General features: G+C 70.6%; 25 protein-coding genes, 1 pseudogene and 1 riboswitch. Of the genes and pseudogenes, 15 read left to right on the plus strand and 11 right to left on the minus strand.

Features of this window, described 5'->3' with window-relative positions; all coding sequences use genetic code 11:
• Window positions 1-140 precede the first annotated feature (140 nt).
• From ICC28_RS01155 to ICC28_RS01180, 6 genes are all read right to left on the minus strand, one after another.
• Complete coding sequence (locus ICC28_RS01155; RefSeq protein WP_223188179.1) at window positions 141-515, minus strand: hypothetical protein; 375 nt, start codon at window positions 513-515, stop codon at window positions 141-143.
• A gap of 17 nt (window positions 516-532) precedes the next feature.
• Complete coding sequence (locus tag ICC28_RS01160; RefSeq protein ID WP_188286434.1) at window positions 533-718, minus strand: mobile element transfer protein; 186 nt, start codon at window positions 716-718, stop codon at window positions 533-535.
• Window positions 719-738: 20 nt separating this feature from the next.
• On the minus strand, window positions 739-1,383 hold the full coding sequence (locus ICC28_RS01165) for a DUF2637 domain-containing protein (RefSeq protein WP_188286435.1): 645 nt from the start codon (window positions 1,381-1,383) through the stop codon (window positions 739-741).
• A gap of 76 nt (window positions 1,384-1,459) precedes the next feature.
• A complete protein-coding gene (locus ICC28_RS01170; RefSeq protein WP_188286436.1) occupies window positions 1,460-1,636 on the minus strand; it encodes a hypothetical protein in 177 nt (58 codons plus the stop codon).
• A gap of 23 nt (window positions 1,637-1,659) precedes the next feature.
• Entirely contained in the window at window positions 1,660-2,997 is a 1,338-nt protein-coding gene (locus ICC28_RS01175; protein WP_188286437.1) for an FtsK/SpoIIIE domain-containing protein, read from the minus strand.
• 2 nt (window positions 2,998-2,999) lie between these two features.
• Complete coding sequence (locus tag ICC28_RS01180) at window positions 3,000-3,329, minus strand: hypothetical protein (RefSeq protein ID WP_188286438.1); 330 nt, start codon at window positions 3,327-3,329, stop codon at window positions 3,000-3,002.
• 228 nt (window positions 3,330-3,557) lie between these two features.
• Between ICC28_RS01180 and ICC28_RS01185 the strand changes: the two genes are divergently transcribed.
• The 3 genes from ICC28_RS01185 (at window position 3,558) to ICC28_RS01195 (ending at window position 7,386) form a co-directional block, all read left to right on the plus strand.
• Entirely contained in the window at window positions 3,558-4,295 is a 738-nt protein-coding gene (locus tag ICC28_RS01185) for a GntR family transcriptional regulator (RefSeq protein WP_188286439.1), read from the plus strand.
• 935 nt (window positions 4,296-5,230) lie between these two features.
• Window positions 5,231-5,581 carry a hypothetical protein gene (locus ICC28_RS01190; RefSeq protein WP_188286440.1) on the plus strand — a complete coding sequence of 117 codons (351 nt, stop codon included), beginning with the start codon at window positions 5,231-5,233 and terminating at the stop codon, window positions 5,579-5,581.
• Between the two features lie 779 nt (window positions 5,582-6,360).
• The gene (locus tag ICC28_RS01195; RefSeq protein ID WP_188286441.1) at window positions 6,361-7,386 is read left to right on the plus strand and encodes an MBL fold metallo-hydrolase; all 1,026 of its coding nucleotides are present in this window, start codon (window positions 6,361-6,363) and stop codon (window positions 7,384-7,386) included.
• 7 nt (window positions 7,387-7,393) lie between these two features.
• Here ICC28_RS01195 and ICC28_RS01200 read toward each other — a convergent pair whose 3' ends face one another.
• Window positions 7,394-9,838 (minus strand): ATP-binding protein, encoded by a 2,445-nt coding sequence (locus tag ICC28_RS01200; protein WP_188286442.1) that lies wholly within the window; start codon window positions 9,836-9,838, stop codon window positions 7,394-7,396.
• A gap of 184 nt (window positions 9,839-10,022) precedes the next feature.
• Here ICC28_RS01200 and ICC28_RS01205 point away from each other — a divergent pair, with 184 nt between their 5' ends.
• Window positions 10,023-11,042, plus strand: coding sequence for a PP2C family protein-serine/threonine phosphatase (locus ICC28_RS01205; RefSeq protein WP_188286443.1), 1,020 nt, complete (start codon window positions 10,023-10,025; stop codon window positions 11,040-11,042).
• Here the strand turns inward: ICC28_RS01205 and ICC28_RS01210 are convergent.
• On the minus strand, window positions 11,039-11,701 hold the full coding sequence (locus ICC28_RS01210) for a phosphotransferase (RefSeq protein WP_188286444.1): 663 nt from the start codon (window positions 11,699-11,701) through the stop codon (window positions 11,039-11,041). The genes ICC28_RS01205 and ICC28_RS01210 overlap by 4 nt on opposite strands.
• Before the next feature lie 29 nt (window positions 11,702-11,730).
• A riboswitch (cobalamin riboswitch) is annotated at window positions 11,731-11,866 on the plus strand.
• 115 nt (window positions 11,867-11,981) lie between these two features.
• Between ICC28_RS01210 and ICC28_RS01215 the strand changes: the two genes are divergently transcribed.
• The 6 genes from ICC28_RS01215 to ICC28_RS01240 all read left to right on the plus strand — a co-directional run bounded on the left by ICC28_RS01215 (window position 11,982) and on the right by ICC28_RS01240 (window position 18,497).
• Window positions 11,982-13,187 carry a prenyltransferase/squalene oxidase repeat-containing protein gene (locus ICC28_RS01215; protein WP_188286445.1) on the plus strand — a complete coding sequence of 402 codons (1,206 nt, stop codon included), beginning with the start codon at window positions 11,982-11,984 and terminating at the stop codon, window positions 13,185-13,187.
• Window positions 13,184-13,822 (plus strand): SCO2322 family protein, encoded by a 639-nt coding sequence (locus tag ICC28_RS01220; RefSeq protein WP_188286446.1) that lies wholly within the window; start codon window positions 13,184-13,186, stop codon window positions 13,820-13,822. Before ICC28_RS01215 ends, ICC28_RS01220 begins: the two co-directional genes overlap by 4 nt.
• 91 nt (window positions 13,823-13,913) lie before the next feature.
• Entirely contained in the window at window positions 13,914-15,071 is a 1,158-nt protein-coding gene (locus ICC28_RS01225) for an energy-coupling factor transporter transmembrane component T (RefSeq protein ID WP_188286447.1), read from the plus strand.
• Window positions 15,068-16,900, plus strand: a complete 1,833-nt coding sequence (locus ICC28_RS01230; protein ID WP_188286448.1) for an ABC transporter ATP-binding protein — start codon at window positions 15,068-15,070, stop codon at window positions 16,898-16,900. The genes ICC28_RS01225 and ICC28_RS01230 overlap by 4 nt, the downstream gene beginning before the upstream one ends.
• Window positions 16,897-17,745, plus strand: coding sequence for an ECF transporter S component (locus tag ICC28_RS01235; RefSeq protein WP_188286449.1), 849 nt, complete (start codon window positions 16,897-16,899; stop codon window positions 17,743-17,745). Before ICC28_RS01230 ends, ICC28_RS01235 begins: the two co-directional genes overlap by 4 nt.
• Window positions 17,746-18,080: 335 nt before the next feature.
• The gene (locus ICC28_RS01240; RefSeq protein WP_188286450.1) at window positions 18,081-18,497 is read left to right on the plus strand and encodes a transglycosylase SLT domain-containing protein; all 417 of its coding nucleotides are present in this window, start codon (window positions 18,081-18,083) and stop codon (window positions 18,495-18,497) included.
• Window positions 18,498-18,597: 100 nt separating this feature from the next.
• Here the strand turns inward: ICC28_RS01240 and ICC28_RS01245 are convergent, their stop codons facing one another.
• Window positions 18,598-18,975 carry a hypothetical protein gene (locus ICC28_RS01245; RefSeq protein WP_188286451.1) on the minus strand — a complete coding sequence of 126 codons (378 nt, stop codon included), beginning with the start codon at window positions 18,973-18,975 and terminating at the stop codon, window positions 18,598-18,600.
• 302 nt (window positions 18,976-19,277) lie between these two features.
• Between ICC28_RS01245 and ICC28_RS40250 the strand changes: the two are divergent.
• Window positions 19,278-19,382 (plus strand): annotated as a pseudogene (locus ICC28_RS40250) (lytic transglycosylase domain-containing protein); the annotation flags it as partial.
• Between the two features lie 182 nt (window positions 19,383-19,564).
• Entirely contained in the window at window positions 19,565-19,960 is a 396-nt protein-coding gene (locus ICC28_RS01250) for an RICIN domain-containing protein (protein ID WP_188286452.1), read from the plus strand.
• Between the two features lie 147 nt (window positions 19,961-20,107).
• Here ICC28_RS01250 and ICC28_RS01255 read toward each other — a convergent pair whose 3' ends face one another.
• On the minus strand, window positions 20,108-20,476 hold the full coding sequence (locus ICC28_RS01255; protein ID WP_188286809.1) for an ATP-binding protein: 369 nt from the start codon (window positions 20,474-20,476) through the stop codon (window positions 20,108-20,110).
• 101 nt (window positions 20,477-20,577) lie between these two features.
• On the opposite strand from ICC28_RS01255, the gene ICC28_RS01260 reads away from it, so the two are divergent.
• Both ICC28_RS01260 and ICC28_RS01265 read left to right on the plus strand, forming a co-directional pair.
• Entirely contained in the window at window positions 20,578-21,405 is an 828-nt protein-coding gene (locus ICC28_RS01260) for a Scr1 family TA system antitoxin-like transcriptional regulator (RefSeq protein WP_188286453.1), read from the plus strand.
• Window positions 21,386-21,565: a DUF397 domain-containing protein gene (locus tag ICC28_RS01265; RefSeq protein ID WP_188286454.1), complete on the plus strand. Its 180-nt coding sequence runs from the start codon at window positions 21,386-21,388 to the stop codon at window positions 21,563-21,565. Before ICC28_RS01260 ends, ICC28_RS01265 begins: the two co-directional genes overlap by 20 nt.
• On the opposite strand, the gene ICC28_RS01270 is transcribed toward ICC28_RS01265, so the two are convergent.
• Window positions 21,549-22,718 carry a steroid 3-ketoacyl-CoA thiolase gene (locus tag ICC28_RS01270; protein ID WP_188286455.1) on the minus strand — a complete coding sequence of 390 codons (1,170 nt, stop codon included), beginning with the start codon at window positions 22,716-22,718 and terminating at the stop codon, window positions 21,549-21,551. The two genes, ICC28_RS01265 and ICC28_RS01270, sit on opposite strands and share 17 nt — an antisense overlap.
• A 201-nt stretch (window positions 22,719-22,919) precedes the next feature.
• Here ICC28_RS01270 and ICC28_RS01275 point away from each other — a divergent pair, with 201 nt between their 5' ends.
• Complete coding sequence (locus tag ICC28_RS01275; RefSeq protein ID WP_188286456.1) at window positions 22,920-24,155, plus strand: cytochrome P450; 1,236 nt, start codon at window positions 22,920-22,922, stop codon at window positions 24,153-24,155.
• Window positions 24,156-24,306: the final 151 nt, after the last annotated feature.

Below are 24,306 nucleotides of genomic sequence, written 5' to 3' on the forward strand. Positions count from 1 at the left end.
CCCTTGCAGTTGCGGCACTTCGGACGGTTCGAGGCGTGAACGTGCATGATGGTGTCTCCCTTTCGGGTCCGTTGGATCAGGAAGGTGAAAGGCCGTCCGGGGCGGCGGATACTTGGCGGTAGAGGCCGCCCCGGAGGGCGCTACTTGCGGTAGCGGGGCTTGGACCGGACGGTCCGAGAGCGCAGCGCGTGCGGCGAGCGGGAGCGCCGGCGGGTGGCCGCGCGGGCTAACTCCCGCTTCTTCTTCGACGTGCGGTTGATCGTGTAGCCCACACCGCAGGTCGCGGACAGCACCGCGACGGCCGCACTCGCGATCATCTGGACGACGAAGGCAATCACCAGCAGCACCGCGACCGATCCCGCGATGACCAGCAGAGTCAGCACGATGGGGCCGGTGTAGGAGCGCGGGGCTTCCTGGACGATGACGACCTTGCGCAGGTCCGCGTCGGGCGGGATCTGCCGGTAGAGGTCGGCGGGGATGTGACCGGCGCGGAGCTGGTCTCCGGGTAACTGCACGGGACTGTCCTTCCTGGTCAGGCGGTGCAGCGGTGGGTGCGGGCGGTGAGTTCAGCGGCCGACCGGTCGCTGTGTTCGGTGGAGAACCCGCACTTCGGGGCGGTGCAGGCGGCGGTGTGCCGGATCTGTCCCCGGCCGTTGTTGAACGTGCCGACCTTGACCGGGCCGATGCGGATCACGTTGTAGAAGCGGTTCGGTCGCACGGGTGGAACCTCCTTGCCTGTCAGGCGAGTTGGGCGACGATCGCGCCGGCGAGGTCTTCCGGGATGCCGAGGCGGACGCGCAGTGTGGCGGTGTCGATGTCGGTGCCGGTGCGGGTGCGGTGTTCGGTGGCGACCTTGCGGGCGTGGTCGACCAGCGCCGGCGGCACGTTCACCGCCGGAGCGGTCGCTTCGGGCAGCGCCGGGGCCGGATCCGGTCGGGTGATCTCCGGGGCCGGGGCGGGCGGTTCGGGGCGGTCGACCACGGGCGTAGGCCGGGGCTCCGGGGCCGCCGGGGCGGGCGTAGAAGTGGCTGGTTGGTGGGCGAGCAGGGTGCCGCCGAGGAAGGCCAGCGCGGGCCAGCCGGCGACGACGATGCGCAGCCAGGCCGGGACGTTCTCCAGGTCGAGCAGTCCGGCGGTGGCGACGTTCGCGCCGAGCGAGGCCACCAGAGCGACCAGGAACCAGAACCAGGCCAGCCCAGATGCTTCGGTGCGCAGTCGACGCCACACGGCGACCAACAGCAGGTCGACGGAGATCGGGTAGGCCCAGGCCTTCCAACCGGTCTGCCCGGCCGCCTCGGCAAGGTCGTGCAGGTGGGCAAAGGACAGCGCACCGGCGATCACGGCCTGAACGAGCACGGCGTCAATCCGGAACGAGCGGGACATGTCCTCACCTCCTTCGGGGAGTTGAGCCAGGACCCGAGCGGGGAGCGTGGTCCGGCCGCCCGGCCCCGGCGGGCGTTCAGCCGTCGCCGGTGGTCTCGCCGGTGCCCCAGCAGGTGAGGCACACGGCGGACTGTTGGTGATCGGTGGCACGGCCCTTGCGAGGCCCGACGCGGACGGTTTCGGTGATCTCGCCCTTGCCGTCGCAGTCCGGGCACTTGATGACCTTGGGCTTTGCGGTCTTGCGCGGAGCCATGAGCGATCTCCTTCCGGCCCGGCCTACGGCTGCGACTGCACGAGCGGCGGCACCGCGGGCATCGGCGGCACGGCCATCTGGCCGACCGGGCGGAACGGGGCCAGGAACGGCAACTGCGGGGTCAGGTGCGCGAATTCACGGCAGACCGTCATCACCTGAGCCGGAGTGATCTCGGGGGTGCGGATGCGGGACCAGTAGCCGGAGGCGTCGCCGGCCACGGCCACCCCGGGACGGTCGGCGCGGATCCCAAGCACGGACACCACCGCGTCCGGGGCGACATCGCCCAGGCCCATGTCGGCGGTCTGCTTGTCGTTGACGCGGTGCACCACCCGGCCGGTGAGCTGGGCACGCAGGGCGGTCGCGCCCTTGCCCAGATCGGAGCCGAAGCGCTGCCCGCACACCTCCAGATAGATCCCGATCGCACGGGCCATCTGGCCCAGCCGGACCAGTTGCATGACCGTGTGGTCCCGGGCCGGCTCATCCTTCTTCGAGGTGACCAGGAACAGTTCCGCCACCTCGTCGATCAACACGACCAAGGGCACCGGCCGCAGCTCAGCAGGCAGTTCCCACAGGTCGGAGACGCCGTAGAGGGCGAGCAGGTCGAAGCGGTCTTCCATCTCCGTGACCAACGCGTCGATCAACTGCCCGGCCAGAGCCGGAGTCGTGGCCAGGGCCGACAGCCGGGGCGCGTAGCGGCTGTGCTCCACCCCGCGCTTGCAGTCGATCCCGACCAACCCCACCGGCAGCTTCGCGAGCCCCTTGATCAGGTTGCGCTGATACATCGACTTGCCGGAGGAATTCGCCCCCAGCGTCAGCGCCATCGGGATCTTGCGGTAGTCCCGCTCAAAGACCGAACCGTCCTCCCGCAGCGCGACCGGAACAACCAGATCACGCGGTACCGCCCTGCGCGGCATCCGCACCCGGCGCAGCACGTCGTAGCCGGTCATCCGCAGCTCGACATAGCCGGGCTTGGTCTCCCGCACCGTCACCGACTGCACACCCCACGCATGGCGCAGGCGCTCGGAGGACGCGCCGAGGTCGGCGGGCTCCAGGCCGGCGGGAAGCCGGAGCGTGACGCGCAGACCGGTCGAGGTCGGACGGACCCGACGCACCTTCGGCGGCACCGGCCGCACCTCACGGCGAGCGACGCTCCGGGTCACGAAGGCGCGCAGGCCGGACGGCTGAACCGTCAGCCCGCACACCTCCATCGTCGAGGAGTAGGTGCAAGTGAACCGGCCCCAAGTGACCGGCAGGCCCACCAGCGACCAATACACGCGGGGCGCCCGGTACTTCGCGTAGCCGAGCCCACCGGCGCCGGCCGCAGCACTCCCCGCCTCTAACCAGGTGGCCAGGTCGGTCATGGTCAGGCCCCTGCCGTGACCGCGACCGCGCGGAACGAGATCCCGTGCCGCTTCTGACCGTTGAACTCGTTCTCCCAGTCACGCGCCTTGAGCCCGACCACCCGCACCGGCATGCCCGGCGCCAGACCGTCGGGGATCCCGGTCTCGGGAACGGTGACCTGGTAGAGGTTGCCCTCTCCCTCGTCCGAGATCAGCAGACCCAGCGTCGACAGGCCGGCGCCGGTCTCCCGGTCCATGGCCCGCTCCCCGGTCTGCTTGTTGGCGAGCTTCGGCGTCGGCGCGGTCGCCACGAACACCACAGCGGTCGACAGGTCGATCTTGAAAGACGGCATCTCAGCCTCTTCTCGTAGACGGAGTGTGCTAGGTCGCGCTTCGAGAGCGCGTACTAGCTTGCATTGATAGTGCGCGTGCTAGTACGCGATTGTCAAGGGGTCCGTCTTGGCAGGTCGACCGACAACTGACTGAGCGAGCAAGGGCGCTGCGGCCTACCATGGAGTTGCGAGCTAGAACGCGGCGAAATCGGGAACTAGCACGCTGACAAGGAAGGTGAGGGAGACACCATGACGCCGAAGGTGCAGCGAGCCGCACCGCCGTTCCTGCAAATCGCGGATCACTTCCGCACGAAGATCAACGAAGGTGTCCTGCCGCAAGACTCGAAGCTTCCTTCGATCGCAGACATCGCGCGAGACTGGGGAGTCGCCACCGCAACAGCAGCCAAGGCGATCAAGCAGCTTCAAGACGAGAGCTATGTTCGGTCCTCGTCGCAGGGAACCTTCGTCGATCTCGGCAAGAAGCTAACCAGCGGCCCAGATCGACTTCAGATGCTCCGAGCGACTGGAAGCGGATTCCGCCGTGGCGAGCGGGTGGACATCCTGAGTGCCGAGCTCATCCCGGCCCCCGAGGATGTCGCGATGGGGCTGGAGATCAACGAAGGCGACGAAGTGGTTCAGCGGCGACGGGTCTACCGCGACGATCAAGGCGTAGTAGCCGTGTCTACGTCGTACCTGACTGGTCAGCTTGCTGTCGCTGCACCTGAGCTACTCGAAGTCGGCCCCCTGCCCAAGATGACCTTTGGTTTGGTAGAGGAGCGAACAGGCCGACGAGCGGTCCGCCGGCGGGACGTAGTCGCCATGCGCCCGGTTCCGGAGGACATTGCCGACGTACTCGGAGTAGAAGCCGGAACGATGGCACTGACCGTGACCAACCAGTACCGGGACCAGAACGGCGACCCGACCGAGTACGCCCGAGACTACCTCGGGACCGATCGTGAACTCTCCGCCGAGTACGCGCTTGACTGATCAACGCGGCATCCCGGAAGCCCTGTTACAGGTTTCTCTACCTCATCAAGCCCCGCCGTTCCGGCGGGGACGGGTGATCCCTGGGACCACGGCCCGCATGGTCCAACGAAGCCCAAGCCGTCGCGCACCTTGGAATAACAGGACTCGACAGCTCACCCCGGGAACCTCAGCTCTCCCATGCTTCACGGACCCCCAGGGCTTCATCCTCCATCCCCGGCGGACACGGGCCCACGGCGCCATGGTCCATGGTCGGGGGGCTCTTGCCTTCGGCATCCGGTCGCGCTGACCCTACCGGCGTCCGGCCGTCGCTGCGTAGATCACACCCCACCGGCCCCCACGGGGGCCGGCGCGGGCTCGGGGCTCGGGGCTTCGCTCCTGCCTTCGGCCCGCGCCGCCCCGGCCCCGGCCCCGCGCCACTCACGATGCCCCGGGGTGATCACGCTTCACGCTCTGTCCACGCCAATGGGTCGATGCACCTGACCGATCCTGATTCCCCTTCCTGACCCACACCGCCAGGCCCGCCCCTGGGGGAAGACGGCATTGCCCACAGGTCCGCACGCAAGGTGCCTCCACGGACCCAAAAGACGCTTTGTGCTCCACAAGCAGGTGCGCGACGGCTTGGGCTTCGTTGGACCATGCGGGCCGTGGTCGGGGGGACCGTGGGGGCTGAGGCGATCAACTCCGCGACTTTAGCCAGCCACTTTGGGGGGAGCCTCGAAGATCATGGCCCCAACGTCGTGCTTTAACGGGCAGGTCCACAGACTGCCCGACGCGCCGGAAGCTTACGGGGCCATGATCACTCCCCCCAAAGCAGCTCCCGGCCAAAGTCGCTCCGTTGATCGTGTGGACGAGTGCACCAACAGGCAAGCGCCACAAGAAGGCCCCCGGAGTCGGAAGCCGCCGCGAGTAACGAGCAGTTCCGGCATCCTGCTGATGTGGATGCGACTAGATGGCCTCAGTTCAAACGGCCCGAGCAGTTTCACGAGCTCTTAGCTGAGATCGGCGAAGAGCACCGCAAGATCAGAGAGGCCGAACTGAAGCTCAAGGCGGAAGCCGAACAGGTGGTCGTACGGGCAATCCAGCTTGGAGTGCCTCAAGAAGAAGCCGCCCGGCTCACCGGCTACAGCGCGGGGACCCTGGGGAAATGGGTGGATTCGTCCGCTGCTCGGCGAGCTCACGAAATCGCCCAACAGGTGCGCGACGAGGCCAAAGCACGAGCTCGCGAGAAGCGACTAAAAGCACAAAAGATCAAAAAAGACCCATCCATTAAGCCCGAGCAGATGTGATCTGCACCACGTATATACTGGTTCGCGCGCGCGCCCGGGCGGGAGCGGGAAGACATGAACTGGTGTGGCTATCTGTCCCGATTTGCTCCCCCGGTGCGGCGCAATTCGCGTGCCTCATCCACGGCCGGCGAAGGTCTACGGTTTTCAGCGTGTCGACACGCCAACCACCAACGACCAAGCCCTCAAGGGGGATTGATGACAGCCTGGATGAATGTGATCCGCTGGAACGTGACCGTGAACGTTCGTCAGGGTCATGCGCACGCAATTGGTGGGGACCCATGGGGCGGGGATCGCTACCCGATCCTGTGGGCACTCATTGCGGCGGTTCTGGGGGGAGTCGCCTCCGGAGCATCCGAGATGGCCGCTGGCGTACTGCTCGGCCGTTGACATGACGAGGGCCCTCGCCAACCCATGCGGCGAGGGCCCTCGTCCACCATGGCACATCAGTGCGCCACGACAGGTAACGCAAGGCAGCCCAGGGCATCTGCGCCGGCCACAAAGCCGGGGTGGCCGGATGTCGCAACGGGAAACCTTCAACGACTCAGTCAAGTCGATGGTGCGCCGCCCATCAGTCAATCTAGTGCCGCACGGCGGAATGGCACCGCTCGAACGACTGGGCCGTCCCTGGGCCGTCCGACAGTGACCAACGTCGACAGGCGATGACGACCAGCGAGCACATCAGCGCAGGTCACCTCAACTCCCCGCAGCGTCAGTCGACTTGGGCGCCCACTGCAACCAGTTCTAGTTATAGTGGGCAATGGCCGGGAGGCGGAGGGCAGATGACGGAGACGTACGATCACGGCGGGGGCGTACGGTCGGTGCGGGTTCCCATCCCGGACAACCCCCTGGGGCACACGCTGGTGTACGTGGTCGACACCGATCGCGGCCCGGTGCTGGTGGACACCGGCTGGGACGATCCGGCCTCCTGGGACACACTCGCCGAGGGGCTGCGGGCCTGCGGCACCTCACCCGGTGAGGTCCATGGTGTGGTGATCACCCACCATCACCCCGACCACCACGGGCTGTCGGGCCGGGTGCGCGAGGCGTCCGGGGCGTGGATCGCGATGCACGAGGCGGACCTGTCGATCGTGCGCAGGACACGTGCGACCCGGCCCGAGCGCTGGTTCACGTACATGGCGGACAAGCTGGCCGCGGCCGGCGCCCCCGAGGAGCACGTCTCGCCCCTGCGCACGGCCCGCCGCCGTACGCTGCCCGGCCTGTCCCCCGCCCTGCCGGACCGCGAGATCGTCCCCGGCGAACTCCTCGACCTGCCGGGCCGCCGCCTGCGGGCGATCTGGACCCCGGGCCACACGCCCGGCCATGTCTGTCTGCACCTGGAGGAGGATCATCCGGGCCGACTGCCGGGCCGCGGGCGCCTGTTCTCCGGTGACCATCTGCTCCCCGGGATCACCCCGCACATCGGCCTGTACGAGGACCCGGACGACACCACCGTCACCGATCCCCTCGGCGACTACCTCGACTCCCTGGAGCGGATCGGCCGACTCGCCCCCGCCGAGATCCTCCCGGCCCACCAGCACGCCTTCACCGACGCCCCCGCGCGCGTACGGGAGTTGCTCGACCACCACGAGGACCGCCTCACCGGGCTGCTCGCGCTCCTCGCCGAGCCCCTCACCCCCTGGCAGCTCGCCGAGCGCATGGAGTGGAACCGGCCCTGGGCCGACATCCCCTACGGCTCACGGAACATCGCCATCGCGGAGGCCGAGTCCCATCTGCGCCGCCTGGTGAAGCTGGGGCGGGCCGAGGCGGTGACGGGGAGCGAGCCGGTGGCGTACGTGGCCGTCTGACCGCAGGTCACGTCCCGCCCGTCGCGTACCGCAGCGCCTCCTCGTACGGCAGGGTGCGGCCCTCGGCGTACTCCTTGTCGTAGGCAGCGTCGCCGATCGCGCCGCGGGCGCCGAGTTCGCAGGCGCGGCGGGCGGCGATCAGGTCGGGGGAGCTCATCTGTTCGCCGCCGGTCAGGTCCCAGATCCGGTGGGCGATGCCGTGCAGGCGTGCGGCGCGCGTGCCGTCCCCGAGGGCGACGGACGCGGCGGCCAGCGTGTCGAGGGCAGTGGCGAGACCGACGGCGTTGTGCATGAGGTCGTGCTTGCGGATCGCGGTGCGCAGGCCCCGGGCGGCGGCGTGCGCGTCACCCTGGGCCAGGTCGATCTGGGCGATCACGTAGTCGGCGAAGGCCCCCGCCCAGCACTCGCCGCGCTGCGCGCAGGCGTCACGCAGCCGCACGGCCGCGGCGCGGGCGGCCTCCGGCGCGCCGAGCATCAGGTGCGCGTAGGACAGCACGAGCCACGTCTGGAGCTGAGCGGTCCCGAACCCGTCCTCGCGCAGCGCCGGCCACGGCTCGGCGGCGAGCACCGGAACCGCCTCCGCCGGCCGCCCGCACAACACCAGCCACCCCCCTTCCAGATACCGAACTCCCATCCGCGCCGCCGGATCTCCCTGCTCCCGAGCCGAGTCCGCCGCGAGGCCCGCGCACGCGGCCAACGTCTCCAGGTCCCCCTGGAACAACGCCGTCGCCCCCAGGGCCCACAGGGCCCGGGTACGGGCCTCACCGGGCGGCACGTCACCGGCCGACGCACGGGTACGGGGCTCGCCGGGCGGCACGTCACCGGTCTTCGCAGGGATACGGGCCTCACCGGGCAGCACGTCACCGGTCTTCGCAGGGGTACTGGCCTCACCGGGCGGCGCATCCCCCGCCGGCCCCCGGGAACCGGCCTCACCCGACGACACACCCCCCGCCATCCCCCGCGCCCGACCGTCGCCAGACGACGCATCCCCCGCCACCCCCCGGGAACCGGCCTCACCCGGGGGCGGATCCCCCGCCAGCCCCCGCACACGCCCCTCACCAGGCGGCGCACCCCCCACCACCCCCCGGCCGCCGCCTCCACCAGACGGCATCTCCCCCGCCAGCGCCCGTTCGAGGACGTGGCGGGCGTCGCGCAGGGGGCCGCAGTGGCGCCACAGGAAGCCGGCGTTGGCTGCCATTTCCAGGGCGAGGGGGCGGTCGGTGCCGTCGAGGGCGTGGTGGACGGCGGCGCGGACGTTGGCGTGTTCGGACAGGAGGCGTTCGCACCAGGTCACTTGGCGGCCGGTGTTCCACTCCGCCCAGGCCTGCCGGAGCAGCCGCCGGTAATGGTCGCGGTGGCGTTGCCGTACGGCTTCCTCCTCGCCCAGCTCGCGCAGCCAGTCGGCGCCGTACTCGCGGACCGTGTCGAGCATCCGGAAGCGGGTGGGGTCGGCGCGGCCGGGCTGCACGATCGAGCAGGCCACCAGCCGGTCCAGGCCTTCGCCCACCTGGTCGGCGGGCAGCGGGCCGCCCGCGCAGACCCAGGTCGCGGCCTCCGGGGTGAAGCTTCCCGCGAAGACGGACAGCCGGGCCCACAGCAGGCGTTCCAGCGGGGCGCACAGCTCATGGCTCCAGCCGATCGTGGTCCGCAGGGCGTGATGGCGTGACAGGTTCTCGTCGTCATCGCCGTCGGCGGTCAGCAGGTCCAGCCGGGCGGAACGGGCGCCGAGGCGGGACTCCAGTTCGCCGAGGGTGAGCCCGGAGAGCCGGGCGGCGGCGAGTTCGATCGCGAGCGGCATGCCGTCGAGGCTGCGGCAGACGGCGGCGACCTGCCGCCGGGTGGCGGCGTCGAGGGCGAAGCCGGGTACGACGGCCGCGGCCCGCTCGGCGAACAGGGCGTCCGCGTCGCCCGGTTGCCCGGTCTCCGGATCACTCACCGGCAGCGGCTCGACGGTCAGCGTGCGCTCCCCCGGCAGCCCCGGCCGCACCCGGCTGGTGGCGAGGACGCGCACCCCGGGCGCGGCCGCCGTGAGGTCGGCGACCAGGTCGGCGCAGCCCGCGAGCAGGTGTTCGCAGGAGTCGAGGATCAGCAGCAGCCGCTTGTCGCGCGCCCAGGCGAGAACGGCCGCGGTGGCAGGGCCCGTGGTGCGGTCGGCGAGCCCGAGCGCCTCCATGACGGCGAGCGGTACGAGCCCGTCGGCGCGCAGCGCGGACAGCTCCACCAGCCAGACGCCGTCCGGGTACGCCTCCCGCGCACGGCCCGCGGCGCGCAGCGCGAGGCCCGTCTTGCCGACCCCGCCGGCGCCCACGAGACTCAGCGGCCGCCCTTCCCCTCCGGACGACAACTCCGCTGTCAGCCAGGTGAGTTCGGCGGAGCGCCCGATGAATCGGCGCGTCTCCGGCGGCAGGTTCCCCGGCCTCGGTTCCCACTGTTCCCTCTGCTTCCCCGACACCCCGGACAGTCTGTCGCCCGCCAGGGCCCGGTTGGCGCGTTGTGCGTGAACCGGAAGCAAGCGGCACGAAAGACGGCAGGCCCGTACCCATTCGATCGATGACGGTCAAGTCACTCTCCGTGAGGGGCGGATGGGGGATATTCGGTCAACGCGTGCGGGGCGAGAGGGAGCGAAGGAACAGCCAATGGGTGCCAGTGCCAGTGCCAGTGCCATGGACACGGGATCGGGTGTGCACGTGTTCACCCTGGTCGCGCTGCTGCTGATCGGCCCGCTGCTGGCCTGCGCGTGGCTCAGCGTCCGGCAGACCGCCCTCGTCTCCTGCGCCGCGCTGGCCCTCGCGGTGGCGGCGAGCCTCGGTCACGGTGTGCCGCCGGGCGCCGACACCGCGCTGCGCCTCGGCGGACTCCTGCTGGGCTGCGCGCTCACCGTCTACGCTGCGCACCGCCGCACCAGCCTCGAATCGGCGCTCGACAGCGCCCGCGAGGTCGCCCGGATCACCCAGCGGGTCATCATGCGCCCCATCTCCCGCGACCTGTCCGGCACACACGTGTGCACGCGCTACGTGAGCGCCGCCCCCGAGTCGACGCTGGGCGGGGATCTCTACGACGTCGCCATGACGCCGTTCGGCCTCCGGATCCTCGTCGGGGACGTCCGCGGCCACGACCTTGAGGCGCTGCGGCTGACCGCGGCGACCCTCACGGCGTTCCGCGAGGTGGCCTACACGGCACCCGACCTGCCCGCGGTCGTCACCGGCCTGGACAAGCGGCTGGCCCCGGAACTAGGCCCGGAGGACTTCGTGACGGCCCTGCTCGCCGAGTTCGCCCCGGGCGAGGTCCGCCTGGTCAACTGCGGCCACCCGGCGCCCGTACGGTCCGGGCGGCGCGCCGAGCTGCTCGAACCGGCCGTGCCGAGCCCGCCGTTGGGACTCCACCCCGACCCGCCCCAGTACCGCGTACGCCTCCAGCCCGGCGACCGGCTCCTGCTGCACACCGACGGCCTGACCGAGGCCCGTGCCCCCGACGGCACCCCGTTCCCCCTCCTCCCCGAGGTGACCCGGGCCCTGCGCGAGCCCCTCCCCGACGACGCCCTCCACCGCCTGCACACCAGCGTCCTCGCCCACACCACCGGCGGCGCCCCCTACGACGACCTCACCCTGGTCCTCTGCCAGGCGACGGAGGTCACGTCCCCGGTGCCGGTGTCCTAGGGGAGGAACGCGCGGATCAGGTCCTCCGCCGCCCCGAGGACCTCAACCTCCCGCGCGCTCATCGTCGGGTTCACGGCACGTCGGCGCCGCGCCTCGGCCAGCCCCTCCTCGGTAAGCGCGCAGGGGTCGGCGAGCAGTCCGGCGAGGCCCGCGCGGGCGACTCCGGCGAACTCCTCGTCACCGACGGCGACCTGGGCCAGGATCACCGCGGACGTGCCCCAGTCCAGGCCGGGGTCGCCCTCCTCGGTGTTGCTCCAGTCGATCACCCGGGGGCCGTCGGGGGTCAGCATGACGTTGTCGGGATGGAGGTCCAGGTGCAGGATCCGGCCGCGGCCCGACTGCCGGGGCGGAACCGCGTGCAGCTTCCGCAGCAGCCCGGCCAGCAGCTCCCCCGCCTCGCGCGGAGCGATCAGCCCCTCACCGACCGCCTGGAGCATCGTCGGCCCCGACAGCCGCTCCATCACCAGTTCCGTACGCGAGGAGTCCGCGAGCCGCACCCGCGGCACCGGGTAGTCGTGCGCCCGTACGTGCTCCATCACGGCGCCTTCCGCGAGCGCGTCGCCCCACCCCTCGCGGTCGCGGCGCAGCACCCACGCCCCGTCGATCTCGTACACGTCCGCCGCGCGCCCCGAGCCGAGCAGTCTCCCCGTGATCGCCATGGGCACGAACCTAACCGCCCCACAGCCGCTTCCCTACGGGCCGGTAGAGTGGCCGCGTCGTCATCACGCCCGTACGGGGGGAAGCCGGTGCAAATCCGGCGCTGACCCGCAACCGTGAGCAGATCCCGTCTGCCAAGCCGGACTGCCCTGTACGGATCGTGAAGGGCTCACGTGCGCCGGCATCCGTCGGCGCGCGGCACCGTCGAGGTCTACGGAGCCGAGCCGCCCGGGGTGTGTCCCGTGCTGCCCGGCTCCCATCAGGGAGAGGCATCCGCCGATCATGAACGTCCGCCGCAGCGCCGCGGTCCTGGCCGCCACCGTCGTGATCGGCACGGCCACGCCCGCCATGGCCGCCGACTCGTCCCCGTCGCCGTCACCGTCCGTGGCGCTCCCGTCCGGTCTGTACGGCGACTCCGACCCCACGTACGACGGGGTCTGGCGCCAGTCCCTCGCGCTGATCGCGCAGCACCGCACGAAGGTGAAGCCCGCCGACAAGGCCGTCGACTGGCTGCTGGGGCAGCAGTGCAAGAACGGGGCGTTCGCCGCGTTCCGGGCCGAGCCCGCCAAGGCCTGCGACGCCGAGGTCATGGTCGACACCAACAGCACGGCGGTCGCGGCCCAGGCCCTGTCGGTGCTGGACGACGACCGGCACATGGACCGGGCCGTCAAGGCCGCGGACTGGCTGAAGAGCGTCCAGAACAAGGACGGCGGGTGGGGCTACACCCCCGGCAGCCCCACCGACGCCAACTCGACCTCCCTCGTCGTCGGCGCCCTCGCCGCCGTCGGCCAGGACCCCGGCACGGTGGTGACCGGCGGCAAGTCGCCCCTCGACGCCCTGGGGAAGCTGGACATCCCCTGCGCCGACGGCGGCGGCTTCGCCTACCAGCCGGACAAGAAGGGCAAGTTGACGGCCAACGGAGACGCGACGGCGGCGGCCGTGGTCGGTGTCCTGGGCCTGAGCATGGTCTCGGCGCAGGCCGACGACAAGGCGGGCACCGGCTGCGACGACGCGGCCCCCGCCGCCAACGGCGCCTCCTACCTCGCCGCGACGCTGAAGAAGGACGGCCACCTGAAGTCCGCCCTCGCCGGTTCCGAGGACCAGCCCGACTACGGCAACACCGCCGACGCGGTCGTCGCGCTCGCCGTGACGGGCGGGAAGAAGGCGGCGCAGAAGCCGCTGACCTGGCTGGAGCAGAACTCCGCGGACTGGGCGAAGGCGAACGGCCCGGCCGCCTACGCCCAGCTCGTCCTCGCGGCCGAGGCGGCGGGCGCCGACCCGCGCGCCTTCGGCGGCACCGACCTGGTGAAGCAGCTGAACGCGACGGGCCCGGCCCCGAAGACGGAGACGAAGGCCGCCGCCGAGGAGAAGAAGAAGGACGACGAGGACGGCGGCGTCAGCGTCTGGTGGATCATCGGCGTCGGCCTCGTCGGCGGCATCGGCGTCGGCTTCCTGATCAGCGGCCGCAACAAGGGGCGGCAGGCGTGATCCGGCGCGGCTGCGCACTGCTCCTGGCCACGCTCGTCCTCTGGGCGGGCGCGGCCGAGGCGCAGGCCGTCGGCTACCGCTACTGGTCCTTCTGGGACCGCGACGGCGACCGGTGGACGTACGCCAGTCAGGGCCCGTCCACCGCCGTACCCTCCGACGGCGATGTCCAGGGCTTCCGTTTCGCGGTGAGCGAGGACTCCGCCGACGCGACCCAACCGCGCGGTACGGCGACCTTCGCGACGATCTGCGCCAGGACCCCGGCGCGGGAGGACCGCAAGCGGGTGGCCCTCGTCATCGACTTCGGCACGCCCAAGGACGCCCCGTCCGGCGAGACCCCGCCGCCGCAGCGCACGGCCTGCGCCACGGTCGCCCCCGACGCGACGACGGCGGAGGCGCTGGCCTCGGTCGCCAAACCCCTGCGCTACGACACCAACGCCCTGCTCTGCGCCATCTCGGGGTACCCGAGGAAGGGCTGCGGAGAACCCGTCTCCACGCAGGAGAAGCCCTCCAAGGGGAACAACACCGACGAGGAGGACAGCGGCGGCCCCTCGGTGGGCCTGTGGGCGGGAGCAGCAGGAGTGGCGGCACTAGGAGCGGCGGCAGTCTGGCAGTCCCGCCGACGCAGGCATGGATAGCCCACCCCCTGCACCGGCCGCCGCGAACACCCCGACCGCCCCGGCCGGCCGCCAACCCGCCGCAGCTGCGGGCAGTCGCGCCGCTGGGGCGATGGGGGTCCCCCCGCGCGAGCGAAGCCGAGCGTGGGGGAGGGCGGGCGCAGCGGCACCCGGTCGCGCCGGGCTGCGCACCCACTCCCACGGCCACACCCCTCTCCACCCCGGCGCCTGGTGGCTCTGGTCCCTCGCCCTCGGCACCGCGGCCACCCGCACCACCAACCCCCTCCTCCTCGCCCTCCTCATCGCCACGTCCGCCTACGTCGTGGCCGCCTGCCGCCGCCCCACCCCCTGGTCCCGCTCCTACGGCGCCTTCGCCAAGCTCGCCCTCGCCGTCCTCCTCATCCGCCTGGCCTTCGCGGTCGTCCTCGGCTCCCCCGTCCCCGGCACGCACGTGGTCGTGACCCTTCCGGAAGTCCCCCTCCCCGACTGGGCCCAGGGCATCCGCCTGGGCGGCAAGGTCACCGCAGAGGGCCTCCTCTTCGCGTTCTACGACGCCCTGAAACTGGCCACCCTCCTGATCTGCGTGGGCGCCGCGAACGCCCTCGCCAACCCCTCCCGCCTCCTGAAGTCCCTGCCCGGCGCCCTCTACGAGATGGGTGTGGCCGTGGTCGTGGCGCTCACCTTCGCCCCCCACCTCATCGCCGACGTCCAGCGCCTGCGCGCCGCCCGCCGTCTGCGGGGCCGCCCGGACCGCGGCATCCGCGGCCTGCTGCACGTGGGGCTCCCGGCCCTGGAGGGCGCCCTGGAGCGCTCGGTCTCCCTCGCCGCCGCGATGGACGCCCGCGGCTACGGCCGTACCGCCGAGGTTCCCGCCCGCGTCCGCCGTACGACCGCCGCCCTCACCCTCGGCGGCCTGCTCGGCGTCTGCGCGGGCACGTACGGACTGCTGACGGCGGAGGGCGGCACGTACGGCATGCCGGTACTCCTCGTCGGCGTCGCCGCGGCCCTCGCCGGCCTGCGCCTGGGCGGCCGACGCACCCCGCGCACCCGCTACCGCCCCGACCCCTGGGACCTGCGCGCGTGGCTGGTCACGGCGTCCGGCGCCGCGGTGGCCGCACTCCTCGCCCTCGCCTCCTCCCTCGACCCCGAGGCGCTGCACCCGGGCGTGATCCCGCTGGTCGCCCCCACCCTCCCCCTCTGGCCCGCGGCGGCGATCCTGCTGGGCCTGCTCCCCGCGTTCCTCGTCCCCGCCCCCAAGGAGCCGTCGTGATCCGCTTCGAGAACGTCTCCGTGACGTACGACGGTGCCGCCGAACCCACCGTCCAGGGCGTGGACTTCGAGGTCCCGGAAGGCGAACTCGTCCTCCTCGTCGGCCCGTCCGGTGTCGGCAAGTCCACGATCCTCGGCGCGGTCAGCGGCCTCGTCCCGCACTTCACCGGCGGCACCCTGCGCGGCCGCGTCACGGTGGCCGGCCGCGACACCCGCACCCACAAGCCGCGTGAACTGGCCGACGTGGTGGGCACGGTGGGCCAGGACCCGCTCGCCCACTTCGTGACGGACACCGTCGAGGACGAACTCGCCTACGGCATGGAGTCGTTGGGCCTGGCCCCGGCCGTGATGCGCCGCCGCGTGGAGGAGACCCTGGACCTGCTCGGCCTCGCCGACCTGCGCGGCCGCCCCATCGCCACCCTCTCCGGCGGCCAGCAGCAGCGGGTGGCGATCGGCTCGGTCCTCACCCCGCACCCCAAGGTCCTGGTCCTCGACGAACCGACGTCGGCCCTGGACCCGGCGGCCGCGGAGGAGGTCCTGGCGGTCCTCCAACGCCTGGTCCACGACCTCGGCACCACCGTCCTCATGGCAGAACACCGCCTGGAACGCGTCATCCAGTACGCCGACCAGGTCGCCCTCCTCCCATCCCCCGGCACACCCCCCACCCTCGACACCCCGGCATCCATCATGGCCGTCTCCCCGGTCTACCCCCCGGTCGTAGCCCTGGGCCGCCTGGCCTCCTGGACCCCCCTCCCCCTAACAATCCGAGACGCCCGCCGCCAGGCAGCCCCCCTCCGAACCCGCCTGGCAGCCCTGAACCCGCCAACCCCAACACAACCTGCGCAGCCTGCGGGCAGTCGTGCCGCTGGGGCGATGGGGGTCCCCCCGCGCGAGCGAAGTCGAGCGTGGGGGAGGGTGGGCGCAGGCGGCACCCCGCAAGCGCGGGCAAGCGCACCCACCCCCGGCCAGCCCCAGCCCACGGCACAGGAACACACCACCCCCCGCCGCCGACCGTTCCTCCGCCGCACGCAGTCCCCGGACCCCACCACCCCCACCACACCCACCACACCCCCCACCCCCCACACCGCAGAACTCCGCTCCCTGGCCGTCCGCCGCGACACCGTCCAGGCCCTCCGCCACGTCGACCTCACCCTCACCCCCGGCGAAACGGTCGCCCTCATGGGCCGCAACGGCGCCGGAAAGTCCACGCTGCTCGCCTCCCTCGTAGGCCTCGTACAACCGTCCGCCGGCGCCGTACGCGTAGGCGACGCCGTACCGCACAGAACAGCCCCCCGAGACCTCGTCCGCAGAGTCGGCCTAGTCCCGCAGGACCCCCGCGACCTCCTCTACACCGACACGGTCGCCGCCGAGTGCACCGCCGCCGACCGCGACGCCCACGCGGAACCCGGCACCTGCCGCCACCTGGTCTCCGAACTGCTCCCGGGCGTCGCCGACGACACCCACCCCCGCGACCTCTCCGAGGGCCAGCGCCTCGCCCTCGCCCTGGCGGTCGTCCTCACGGCCCGCCCGCCCCTGCTCCTCCTCGACGAACCCACCCGCGGCCTGGACTACGCGGCGAAGGCCCGCCTGGTCACCCACCTGCGCGCACTGGCCGCCGAGGGCCACACCGTCCTCCTGGCCACCCACGACGTGGAACTCGCCGCCGAGCTGGCCGACCGCGTGGTGCTCCTGGCCGACGGAGAGGTGATCGCCGACGGCCCGGCCGCGGACGTAGTGGTGACGTCCCCCTCCTACGCCCCCCAGGTCAGCAAGATCCTCGCCCCCCAGAAGTGGCTGACGGTCGCCCAGGTCAGAGAGGCCCTGGCATGACGAGGCCCCCCACAACACCCTCGAAGGCCGACCGCGCCGTCCACGCCATCCGCCTCGGCCCGCGTTCCGTCGCCGCCCTCGCCCTGGTCAGCACCGTGGGCGTCGTGGCGTTCGGCTGGCCCTTCCTCGCCCCGCCCACCTCCACCCTCGGCACCCACACCCAGGACGCCCCGTGGCTCTTCGCGGGCCTGCTGATCCTGCTGGTCGCCGTCGTCGCCGCGGCGATCTCGGAGTCCGGACTCGGCCCGAAGGCGGTCGCCATGCTGGGGGTGCTCGCCGCGACGGGGGCCGCCCTGCGCCCGATCGGCGGGGGGACGGCGGGCATCGAGCCGATGTTTTTCCTGATGGTGCTCAGCGGCCGGGTGCTCGGTCCGGGCTTCGGCTTCGCCCTGGGCAACGTCACGATGTTCGCGTCCGCGCTGCTCACCGGCGGGGTCGGCCCTTGGATGCCGTTCCAGATGCTGGCGATGGGCTGGTTCACGATGGGCGCGGGCCTGCTCCCGGGGGCCGCCCGGCTGCGCGGCCGCGCCGAGGCCTGGCTGCTGGCGGCGTACGGCTTCGCGGCCGCGTTCGCCTACGGCACCGCGATGAACATGGCGGGCTGGCCCTTCATGGGCGCCCTCGCCTCGAACATCGCCTTCGACCCGGAGGCCGGCGTGCCCGCGAACCTGGCCCGTTTCGTCGCGTACTGCCTGGCCACCTCCCTCGGCTGGGACCTGGGCCGGGCGGTGGTCACGGTCGTCCTCACGCTCGTCGTCGGTCCGACGCTCCTGCGGGGTCTGCGCCGGGCCACCCGCCGGGCGGCCTTCGAGGCGCCGGTCACCTTCGACGCACCCTCTGCGTAAGGCGGCACGCACAGCCCGTAAGGATCATGGTGAACCACCCCACATGACCCACATCACCTACGATCCCCCTTAGTTGGACAAATCGGACGCCATGTCCACGCCATAACGGCTCCTGACCTGCACTTTGAGAGCCAGATCACACAAAACACGTGTACCCCACATACGACCACAACTAGCAAAAGGGGTCATTGCGGACCCCTCCCCGACCTGTTTCTCTGGATGACGTCGCACGGCGCCGACGTGCCCCACGGGCCTCGGCGCCGACGCATGTCCCCGCCACGCACCGCGTGGTCACGGCACGCAGCGACCTACTGTCCCCGACGAAAGGTCACCCCTTGTCCGCCGCTTCCTTCCTCCGCCGCATCGCCTCCCCGAAGAAGGCCCTCGCCGGTGCCGCCGTGGCCACCGCCGCCGTCGGCTCGATCGTCGCCGCGGCGCCCGCACAGGCCGCCACGACCGGGGCCTCCGAGGCGCAGGCGATCGCGAAGAAGATGGTCGGCGACTCGGCCCAGTACCAGTGCTTCGCGAAGATCGTCGACCACGAGAGCGACTGGAACGTGAACGCCACCAACGCCTCCTCCGGCGCCTACGGCCTCGTCCAGGCCCTCCCGGGCTCGAAGATGGCCTCCGCCGGCTCCGACTGGCAGACCAACGCCGCCACCCAGATCGAGTGGGGCCTGGACTACATGAAGGACCGCTACGGCAGCGCCTGCGGCGCCTGGAACTTCTGGCAGTCCAACGGCTGGTACTGAGCCGAGCCACGACCAACGAAGACGCACCCGTGTCCGCACGGGTGCGTCTTCGTTTCCGCAAACGTCTCTCCAGGACCGCTGCAGCGCGTCAAAAGGCAGCTCATCCGGCTGAATCCAGGAGAAGCGAGATCCTGATCCACTCCACTCCCGGAATACTCATGGTCGCGCTGCGATGATCCGCAATGGCGACGAACTCCCACCCCGGCACATACGGCTCCCCCACACTCAGCACCGTCCACGGGCCGCCCAACGACCAGGCGGCGGCCAAAAGTCGGCACATCATGCCTTCGGGGCTCAGCCCTTCCTCCAGCAGCACCGGGAATCTCACATCCCGCAGCCCCTCGTCCTTCCAGTACTCGCGACTCTTGGCCTCATCGAGCTCCAGAGGAGTCTCGCGAAGGATCCTAGAGGTCAGGCGCCCCAGGCTCCTCTCGTTCGAAACACGAAGCATGGCTTGAAATTCCGCCGCGCCGCGCATGCGTCTTCCAGAATCGCCAGTTCTCAGGATCTATGCCTTTCCGGAGTTGTTCTCGATCCGTTCCCGTGCTACTTCTCGGACAGCGCTCCACTCGTCCGAGCGGAGCTCTTCAAGCACAGACCTCGGAACCCGCTGGTGCCGAGCAACAGCCATCCTGACCGTATCGTCAGTGTCTGCCGCAAGTCGCGCGAGGATTTCCAGCGGGACCGATTTATTGCTCGCAACCCAGAAGCGAAGATCCGGGCATCGCCGCTTCCTTCCTCCGCCGCATCGCCTCCCCGAAAAAGGCCCTCGCCGGTGCCACCAACGCCGCCACCCAGATCGAGTGGGGCCTGGACTACATGAAGGACCGCTACGGCAGCGCCTGCGGCGCCTGGAACTTCTGGCAGTCCAACGGCTGGTACTGAGCCGAGCCACGCCCCCTGTGACTCACCTCACGCACCGAACCGTGAACCCGTAGGCCACCCCCTCAGTCTCCTTCACCGAATTCCCTCTCGCGCCACTCAGCTACCGAGAAACCGGAGCAAGCGTGAAGCAGACAATCAAGCGATCCTTACAAGCCATCACAGTGACGCTCACGGCCTCCGCCGTGAGCGTCGGGCTTTCCGCACCGAACGCCTTCGCGGCCGAGAACACCTGGATCAAGAACCTGTCGAGCGGGAACTGTGTCACCGCCCGCAGCGACGGCAACGTAATGGCCCTGAGCTGCAACTTCGGTGATCTGACGCAGCTGTGGGACCGGCGGGACGACAGAACCATCCGCCGGGCCTACTCGAACCAGTGCCTCGACAGCAATTCCTCCGGCGACGTCTACTGGCTGGAATGCAACGGCGGAAATTACCAGAAGTGGCTCTACGAGGGCCGCAAGGTCAAGAACCTGGCCACGGGCCGGTACCTCGCCCATCGACCGGGCTACTACTGGGTCGTCACCAGCAGTAGCAGCAGCGCCAACCGGTCGGACTGGGAGTTCTTCGGCGGCTCGTAAGCGGTAAGCCGCAAGCCGCAAGCCGGACGCCGGAATTGGCAGATTTGGGCCACCCGGACCCGCCCGAGCCCCAGTCACAAGGGCTCTCCACGGCCCAAATCTGCCAATCACCCCGCCTGCAACCGCCCACACCCAGCACCGGGAAGATCACGCAGACGTGCCGCACTCGAACCACACCGTCTTCCCACCCCCGCTCCGCCGGTCCACCCCCCACTTCGAGGCCACCGCATCCAGCAACACCAGCCCGCGCCCACCCTCGGCCTCCGCCGCCAACCCGAGCCCCAGGAGCGGCGGTTGATCCACCCCGTCCGCCACCTCCACCCGCACCCCCGCACCCTGCCGCAGCACCAGCACCCGGCAGCGGCGGTCCGGAACGTGGCGCACGACGTTGGAGACCAGCTCCGTCACCCCGAGCGCCGCAGCGTCGTACAGCTCCGGCAGTTCCCACGAGTCGAGCAGCGAGCGGACGATACGGCGGATGTGCCGCGCGGAGTGCTCACCGACCGTGAGCTGCATGCCGTACTGGCGAATGTATTCGTTCACGGTACGAGGCTGACCTTGCGCAACTACTCTGGGCTACGGGTTGAACACAACACGCTCCGGAGTGGAGGCAGTTCGTGACCAACATCAACACCCTGGATCCAGGCGCCTCGCCGCTCGACTACTACGGCTACGAGCTGCGCCGGTACCGGGAAACCGCCGGGCTGACCCAGAAGCAGCTCGGGGACATCGTCAACTACACCGCCTCGCTGGTGGGGCAGATCGAGACGGCGAGAAAGATCCCGACGCCGGAGTTCAGCGAACGCGTGGACGCGGCGCTGGGGACGGGCGGGTTACTGTCCCGGCTGGTCGATCTGGTGCTGCGGAGCCAGCTTCCGGCCTGGTTCCAGCAGGTGGCGGAGCTGGAGGTGCGGGCGGCCGAGATCTGCACGTTCCAGATGGGCATGGTTCACGGGCTGTTGCAGACGCCCGCGTACGTCCGTGCCGTGCTCGGCGCGCTGGACGACACCGACCTCGACGACCGCAGTGCCGTACGCCTGGCCCGTCAGCGCATCTTCGAGAAGGAGCAGCCGCCGGTGTTCTGGCTGGTCCTCAGCGAGGCGGCGCTGCGGCAGGAAATCGGCGGCCCCGAGGTCATGCGCGGACAACTGGCCCACCTGACGAGCTTCGAGAACAACCCCCGGATCAACATCCAGGTGCTGCCTTACACGGCCGGGGCGCACGCGGGACTGACCGGCTCATTCAACCTCTACCGCTTCACGGGTGATCCCACCATCGTCTACACCGAGGGATACGGCAGCGGCCACCCGACCGCAAACCCGGACACGGTCAAGGACTGTTCACTCCGTTACGATCATCTCCGGGCCGCCGCACTCTCACTGAGGGACTCGGCGGAGCTGATCCGGCGTGTGATGGAGGACCGCTATGGAGAGCAACTGGCGTAAGTCCAGCTACAGCAGCGACCAGGGCGGCGATTGCGTCGAAGTCGCGGAGAGCACCACCATCGCCATCCGCGACTCGAAGAACCCGGCGGGGCCGATCCTCACCATCGACCCCGCCACCTTCACCACGTTCCTCAACTGGGCCGCTACAGACGCTGAATGATCGTGCCGGTGGCCAGTCCGCCACCGGCGCACATCGTCACCAGCGCGAACTCCTTGTCGGCGCGCTCCAGTTCATGCAGAGCCGTCGTGATCAGGCGTGCCCCCGTCGCCCCCACCGGGTGCCCGAGCGCAATCGCGCCGCCGTTCACATTCACCTTCGCCAGGTCCTGTTCGAAGACCTGCGCCCAGCTCAACACCACGGACGCGAACGCCTCGTTGATCTCGACGACGTCGATGTCCTTCATCGACATCCCCGCCTTGCCGAGCACCGCCTTGGTCGCGTCGATGGGGCCGTCGAGGTGGAAGTGCGGGTCGGACCCGACCAGCGCCTGGGCGACGATCCGTGCCCGCGGCCGTAGCTTCAGCGCGCGTGCCATGCGCTTCGAGGCCCACATGAGCGCCGCCGAACCGTCGCTGATCTGGGACGAGTTGCCCGCCGTATGGACAGCGGTCGGCATGATCGGCTTCAGGCCGGCCAGCGCGTCCATGGAGGTGTCGCGCAGGCCCTCGTCGCGGTCGACGAGGCGCCACATGCCCTGGCCCGCCCGCTGCTCGTCCTCCGTGGTGGGCACCTGTACCGCGAACGTCTCGCGCTTGAAGCGTTCCTCGGCCCAGGCGACGGCCGCCCGCTCCTGGGAGAGGAGGCCGAGAGCGTCGACGTTCTCGCGCGTCAGACCCCGGTGCCGTGCGATGCGTTCGGCCGCCTCGAACTGGTTGGGGAGGTCCACGTTCCATTCGTCGGGGAACGGCTTTCCCGGCCCGTGCTTCGAACCCGCCCCCAGCGGCACCCGGGACATCGCCTCGACGCCGGAGGAGATGCCGACGTCGATCACGCCCGAGGCAATCATGTTCGCGACCATGTGGGCCGCCTGCTGCGAGGAGCCGCACTGGCAGTTGACGGTGGTCGCAGCCGTCTCGTAGGGCAGGCCCATGGCGAGCCAGGCCGTGCGCGCGGGGTTGGCGGACTGTTCGCCGGCCTGGGTCACCGTGCCGCTGACGATCTGTTCCACGCAGTCGGCCGGGATGCCGGTGCGGCCGAGGAGTTCTCGGTAGGTCTCACCCAGGAGGTAGGCGGGGTGCAGGTTGGCCAGCGCGCCACCGCGCTTGCCGATCGGGGTGCGGACGGCTTCGACGATCACGGGTTCGGCGGCCATGGGGGATGGTCCTCTCGTCCAGAACCAGCTGACCTGACAACTAGTACGTGTTCTAGTTCTGCTTGCAGTCTGCGGACGTGACGCCCATCACCGCAAGGGTCTTGCAGTCTTCGGGACCCCCCGTTACTTTGCGCAATAACTGATGGTCCGTCAGATAGCCGTTCAGACAGCCCGCAAAGATGGCCGACTGCTGGAGCCGCCATGCCCTGCCCAGCGCTTCCCGACGGATTCGACTTCACCGACCCCGACCTGCTGCAACACCGCGTCCCGCTGCCGGAGTTCGCCGAGCTGCGCCGGGCCGAACCGGTCCGCTGGATCCCCCAGTCGGGCAACGTCGCCGGTTTCCGGGACGAGGGGTACTGGGCCGTCACGCGCCACGCGGACGTCAAGTACGTCTCCACGCACCCCGAGCTCTACTCCTCCACCCTCAACACCGCCATCATCCGCTTCAACGAGCACATCGAGCGCGACGCCATCGACGCCCAGCGGCTGATCCTGCTCAACATGGACCCGCCGGAACACACGCGGGTCCGGCAGATCGTGCAGCGGATCTTCACCCCGCGCGCGATACGGGCGCTGGAGGAGCGGCTGCGCAACCGCGCCCGGAAGATCACCGAGGAGGCCCGTGCCCACCCCGGCCCCTTCGACTTCGTCACGCAGGTCGCCTGCGAACTGCCGCTCCAGGCCATCGCCGAGCTGATCGGCATCCCGCAGGACGACCGCGCCAAGATCTTCGACTGGTCCAACAAGATGATCTCGTACGACGACCCGGAGTACGCGATCACCGAGGAGGTCGGGCAGCAGTCCGCCGTCGAACTCATCGCCTACGCGATGAACATGGCCGCCGACCGCAAGCAGTGCCCGGCCAAGGACATCGTCACCACGCTGGTCGCCGCCGAGGACGAAGGCAACCTGAACTCCGACGAGTTCGGCTTCTTCGTGCTGATGCTGGCCGTCGCGGGCAACGAGACCACCCGCAACGCCATCACCCACGGCATGCACGCCTTCCTCACCCATCCCGAGCAGTGGGAGCTGTACAAGAGGGAGCGGCCGCGGACGGCGGCGGAGGAGATCGTCCGCTGGGCCACCCCGGTCAACGCCTTCCAGCGCACCGCCACCCAGGACACCGAGCTGGGCGGCAAACTGATCCGCAAGGGCGACCGGGTCGGCGTCTTCTACGCCGCCGCCAACCACGACCCGGAGGTCTTCACCGACCCCGACGCCTTCGACATCCTCCGCGACCCCAATCCGCACCTCGGCTTCGGCGGCGGAGGCCCGCACTACTGCCTGGGCAAGTCCCTGGCCGTGCTGGAGATCGACCTCATCTTCAACGCCATCGCGGACGCGATGCCGGACCTGCGGCTCGCCGGCGACCCGGACCGGCTGCGCTCCGCCTGGATCAACGGCGTCAAGCACCTCCAGGTCAGCCTGGGCTGACAGGACTGACAGGACTGACAGGACTGACAGGACCGACAGACCCGGGGGAGGCAGGGGCACCCCCATCCCTGCGCCCCGCTCCTGCCTCCCCCGTGACCGCCGACGAACGCGCAGGCGCGATGAACCCGCGGGCGCGATGAACGCGAGGGCG

Origin of the sequence: Streptomyces sp. TRM68416 (genome assembly GCF_014596915.1) — a bacterium.
In the GTDB taxonomy this organism is placed as follows: Bacteria; Actinomycetota; Actinomycetes; order Streptomycetales; family Streptomycetaceae; genus Streptomyces.

Excerpts from the sequence above, each read along its gene's own strand:
- ICC28_RS01165 (WP_188286435.1), bottom strand. The coding sequence starts at position 1,383 with ATGTCCCGCTCGTTCCGGATTGACGCCGTGCTCGTTCAGGCCGTGATC.
- ICC28_RS01170 (WP_188286436.1), bottom strand. The coding sequence starts at position 1,636 with ATGGCTCCGCGCAAGACCGCAAAGCCCAAGGTCATCAAGTGCCCGGAC.
- ICC28_RS01175 (WP_188286437.1), bottom strand. The coding sequence starts at position 2,997 with ATGACCGACCTGGCCACCTGGTTAGAGGCGGGGAGTGCTGCGGCCGGC.
- ICC28_RS01180 (WP_188286438.1), bottom strand. The coding sequence starts at position 3,329 with ATGCCGTCTTTCAAGATCGACCTGTCGACCGCTGTGGTGTTCGTGGCG.
- ICC28_RS01185 (WP_188286439.1), top strand. The coding sequence starts at position 3,558 with ATGACGCCGAAGGTGCAGCGAGCCGCACCGCCGTTCCTGCAAATCGCG.
- ICC28_RS01195 (WP_188286441.1), top strand. The coding sequence starts at position 6,361 with ATGACGGAGACGTACGATCACGGCGGGGGCGTACGGTCGGTGCGGGTT.
- ICC28_RS01205 (WP_188286443.1), top strand. The coding sequence starts at position 10,023 with ATGGGTGCCAGTGCCAGTGCCAGTGCCATGGACACGGGATCGGGTGTG.
- ICC28_RS01210 (WP_188286444.1), bottom strand. The coding sequence starts at position 11,701 with ATGGCGATCACGGGGAGACTGCTCGGCTCGGGGCGCGCGGCGGACGTG.
- ICC28_RS01215 (WP_188286445.1), top strand. The coding sequence starts at position 11,982 with ATGAACGTCCGCCGCAGCGCCGCGGTCCTGGCCGCCACCGTCGTGATC.
- ICC28_RS01225 (WP_188286447.1), top strand. The coding sequence starts at position 13,914 with ATGGGGGTCCCCCCGCGCGAGCGAAGCCGAGCGTGGGGGAGGGCGGGC.
- ICC28_RS01235 (WP_188286449.1), top strand. The coding sequence starts at position 16,897 with ATGACGAGGCCCCCCACAACACCCTCGAAGGCCGACCGCGCCGTCCAC.
- ICC28_RS01245 (WP_188286451.1), bottom strand. The coding sequence starts at position 18,975 with ATGCGCGGCGCGGCGGAATTTCAAGCCATGCTTCGTGTTTCGAACGAG.
- ICC28_RS01255 (WP_188286809.1), bottom strand. The coding sequence starts at position 20,476 with ATGCAGCTCACGGTCGGTGAGCACTCCGCGCGGCACATCCGCCGTATC.
- ICC28_RS01265 (WP_188286454.1), top strand. The coding sequence starts at position 21,386 with ATGGAGAGCAACTGGCGTAAGTCCAGCTACAGCAGCGACCAGGGCGGC.
- ICC28_RS01270 (WP_188286455.1), bottom strand. The coding sequence starts at position 22,718 with ATGGCCGCCGAACCCGTGATCGTCGAAGCCGTCCGCACCCCGATCGGC.
- ICC28_RS01275 (WP_188286456.1), top strand. The coding sequence starts at position 22,920 with ATGCCCTGCCCAGCGCTTCCCGACGGATTCGACTTCACCGACCCCGAC.